At 70.5% G+C, this 3,531-nt stretch carries 3 protein-coding genes; all 3 read right to left on the bottom strand.

Annotated features, from left to right (window positions below):
* Positions 1–117: 117 nt before the first annotated feature.
* Positions 118–1,095, bottom strand: a complete 978-nt coding sequence (locus ABZ749_RS31825; protein ID WP_357234333.1) for a hypothetical protein — start codon at positions 1,093–1,095, stop codon at positions 118–120.
* A 32-nt stretch (positions 1,096–1,127) separates the two neighbouring features.
* Positions 1,128–2,657 carry a plastocyanin/azurin family copper-binding protein gene (locus ABZ749_RS31820; RefSeq protein WP_357234330.1) on the bottom strand — a complete coding sequence of 510 codons (1,530 nt, stop codon included), beginning with the start codon at positions 2,655–2,657 and terminating at the stop codon, positions 1,128–1,130.
* 8 nt (positions 2,658–2,665) lie between these two features.
* A partial coding sequence (locus ABZ749_RS31815) for a DUF1080 domain-containing protein (protein ID WP_357234327.1) occupies positions 2,666–3,531 on the bottom strand: 866 nt, incomplete at its 5' end.

The following is a 3,531-nucleotide window of genomic DNA, read 5'->3' as shown; positions in this document are numbered from 1 at the left end:
CCCGGGTCAGGCTGTAGAACTGCCGCCGGTTCCAGTTCTTGCTGTCCAGCGAGTCGATCGGACCGGTGTTGTAGCGGATGCCTCGATGGCATCCGGCCCAGCACGCGGGTGCGCCGTCTAGAGCGTCGCGGCGCCCGCCTCGGTGGCCTCCTGCACCGCCGAGGTACGACGGACCTCGGCTCGCTGGTCGCCGGCGTCCTCCCGGTCCGGGCCGGCCACCCGCGCCGCCCGGTTGGTGGTCGCCGCCGCCTGGTCACCGGTCACGCCGCCGCGGATGCGGTTGTTGGCGGCGACCTGGGCGGCCGGGTCGTTGCCGGTGACGGTCAACTGGCCGTTGATGATGTTGTCGTCCACCGTGACACCACCGGTGGTGCTGGTGATGCTGACGTCCCCGCCCCAATAGCCACCGGAGGCGCAACTGTCGAGGGCGCCGTTCGGGCCGAGCTGCACACCGCCCAGGTTGCCGGCGAAGGTGGCCCGGCCCTGGACGGCGCTGCCACACACGACGCTGCCGGTGGCGCTGTTGAGCACCGACAGCGTGCCGTCGACGAACGAGTCGTGCAGGTCGGTGTAGTAGGTGCCGGTGCTGCTGAGGTTGCGCTGCACCTGGGTGCCCCGCTCCAGCCGGACCTCGCCGGCGCCGACGTTGACGTGCCCGGTGACCGTCGACGCCTCGGCGAACAGGAAGCTGTCGATGGTCGTGGAGCCCTTCGGCCGTACGGTGACAGTGCCAGTGCGGGCGTCCTTCAGGAAGATGCCGTACCCCCCGGCGGCGAGCACCACCTGGCCGTCGACTGTCGTCTCGGTCGCGTCGAGGTAGCCGTCGGCGGCGACGCGTACCTCACCGCTGACCCGGCCACCGGTCACCACCAGGTTGCCGCCGGCCGCGACGGTGACGTTGCCGGTGATCGTGGTGCCGGTGAGCGCGCAGGACTCGCCGGCGGGCACGAGCAGGTCGTTGGGCACGGTCACCGCGCCGCCGGTGCCGATGCAGTGGGTGACCAGGTCGGCGTGTGCGGTGGGCGCCACGGCCAGCACCGAGGCCGCGATCACGGCGCTCACGGTGGCGAGCTTGGCGACGGTACGTCCGGGCATCGTGGTACTCCCTGTCGGTGAGGTTCGAGGACTCATGCGCCGACGTCCGATCGGGCCGCGGCCCGGACGATGGCGCCCTGCTGCCGCCGGTCGAGCGTGCCGCCGGTCACGAGTGCGGCGGTGACCGCTTCGACGTGTCGGACGAATTCGGCGTGGCCGGGGTAGTCGGCGTGTTCGTCGATCAGATCGTTGATGGTGCAGCCGTCACCGGTGTCCACGTTGGGCACGCCGGTGTCGCCACCGTCGATGACCACAGTGGCCCGGGTGTCCGAGTCGGGGCAGCGGTCGGTGCTGTCGGCCACCACTGTGAACGACGTCGACTGCTCGGTGGAGGAGTTCCCCGCCGCGTCGGTCGCCCGGTACCGGACTGTGTGCGCGCCGGGTGCGCGGACGGCGACCGGAGCGGCGTACGCCGTCCAGCCTCCCGTGTCGAGCGCGTACTCGATCGTCGCCACGCCCGACTCGGTGTCGCTGGCCGTGACGGTGACGGTCGCGCCGCCGACGTACCCGCCGTCGTCGTTCCGGTCACCGGCCACGGTGGCGGCGACGGTGGGTGGAGTCGTGTCCTCGGCCGGCGGCTCGACGACGGTGAAGTGGGACATCTGCTCCGCCGAGGTGTTCCCGGCGACGTCGGTGGCCCGGTAGTGCAGCATGTGCATCCCGGCCGTGTTCACCACGATCGGGTTCGCGTACGCGGTGAAGGCCGCCCCGTCCAGGGCGTACTCGATGGTGGCGACACCGGATCCGCTGTCGGTGGCGGTCAGCGTGGCGGTGGCCGTACCGATGTAGTTGCCGTCGCCGTCGCGGTCGCCGGCCAGCGCGGCCGTGACCACCGGCGCTGTGGTGTCCTCCTCCCCCGGCTCGACGATCCGGAACGCCACCGAGCCGACGGCGCTGGTGTTGCCGGCCTGGTCGGTGGCGCGGAACTGCACCGCGTGGTCGCCGATCGCTGTCACCCGCACCGGCTCGGTGTACGGCAGGAAGCTGGTGTCGTCGACCTGGTACTCGACGGTCTGGACCCCCGAGTCGGCGTCGGTGGCCGTCACTGTCACAGTGGCCGCGCCGACGTAGTTGCCGTCCTGGTCCTGGTCGCCGGAGACCGCGGCGGTCACTGTCGGCGCGGTGGTGTCGCCACCGCCACCGCCCTCGGTGACCACCAGTTCACCGACCATGGAGCTGTGGCCGGGGATCGAGCAGAAGTACCGGTACCGGCCCGGGGTCAGCGTCACAGTCGCCTGGTGGCGGCCGTCGTTGGCGTCGAACGGGCTGGCCAGGATATTGAGTGTGACGTCGTGGTTGTAGCCCTCGGTGCTGGTGTCGAAGGTCAGGGTGTGCGGCATCCCGGTGGTGTTGCCGGTGGCCGCGCTGTTCTCCCAGATGATCGTGGTCGCTCCGGCCACCGCCGTGGTGGGCGCGGACCTGTATCGGGTGATGCTGTCGTCGGCGGTCCAGGTCAACACCTGGTCGGCGGCGACGCGCGGGGCGGCGGAGGCGGGCGTCACTGCCAACGGGATCACCGTGAGCAGGAACGCCGCCAGCGCGGCCGTCAGTCGTCGGGTCATCGTCACTCCTAGAGTTCTCGCGCACGGATGTTGCGGAACTCGGTCAGGTCGTTGTCACCGTGGTTCTGCAGGCCGATGAAGCCGCGCAGGAACTGCCGCAGGTCGGTCGGCGGGTCGCCGGCTCGCGACGACTGCTTGCCCGGCGTGTTGTCGAATTCGTTGATCACCACGCCGTTGCGGATCATCGTGTAGTGCTGCCCGACGGCGCGGATTTCGTAGTCGTTCCACTCGTTCTTCGGCGTCACGCCGGCCTGGGCCAGCGGCACCGGGTCGAAGTTGTAGACCGAGCCGGTCTTCTGCGGCTCACCGGTGTCACCGTCGTAGATCTGGATCTCGTGTCCGCAGTAGATCGCCATCCAGGCCGGCGAGGTCCGCGCCGATCCGACAGTGCCGCAGCTGTCCGGTGGCCGCTGGTCCAGGGGCGTTCGCAGGTCCGGGAACCGGATGAAGACTCCGGTGTTGGCCCGGCCGGTGCCTGGGGCGATGTCCCGGAACTGCAACTTCAGCGAGAAGTCGCCCAACTCCTTGGTGTGCCAGAGCATGCCCAGGCCACCGCTGGAGCGCAGCGACCCGTCCGGCTGGATGTCGAACTGGCCCGACGGCGCCTGCTGCCAACCGCGCAGCGACTCGGCGGTGCCGTCGAAGAGCGGCTCGTACCCGGTGTGCCCGTCCCGGCCGATCTCCGACGCGGCGGCCAGACGGGTGAGGGTGCCCGCTTCACGGGTGCTGAGCAGATCATCGTCCTGCAAGACGCGGGCGACCGCCGTGACGTGCCGGACGAAACCGTTGTGGTCGGTCCAGGTGCTCTCGTCGTCGATCAGGTCGTTGGCCGTGCAGCCCTGCCCGACCGTGCGACTGGGCACCCCGGTGTCGG

Source organism: Micromonospora sp. NPDC047753, assembly GCF_040642735.1.
Lineage (GTDB): Bacteria > Actinomycetota > Actinomycetes > Mycobacteriales > Micromonosporaceae > Micromonospora.
This window is presented reverse-complemented; position numbering and strand designations above follow the sequence as displayed.

What these genes read in the sequence shown, in the direction of transcription:
- ABZ749_RS31825 (WP_357234333.1), bottom strand. Translation starts at nt 1,095, where the DNA reads ATGCCCGGACGTACCGTCGCCAAGCTCGCCACCGTGAGCGCCGTGATC.
- ABZ749_RS31820 (WP_357234330.1), bottom strand. Translation starts at nt 2,657, where the DNA reads ATGACCCGACGACTGACGGCCGCGCTGGCGGCGTTCCTGCTCACGGTG.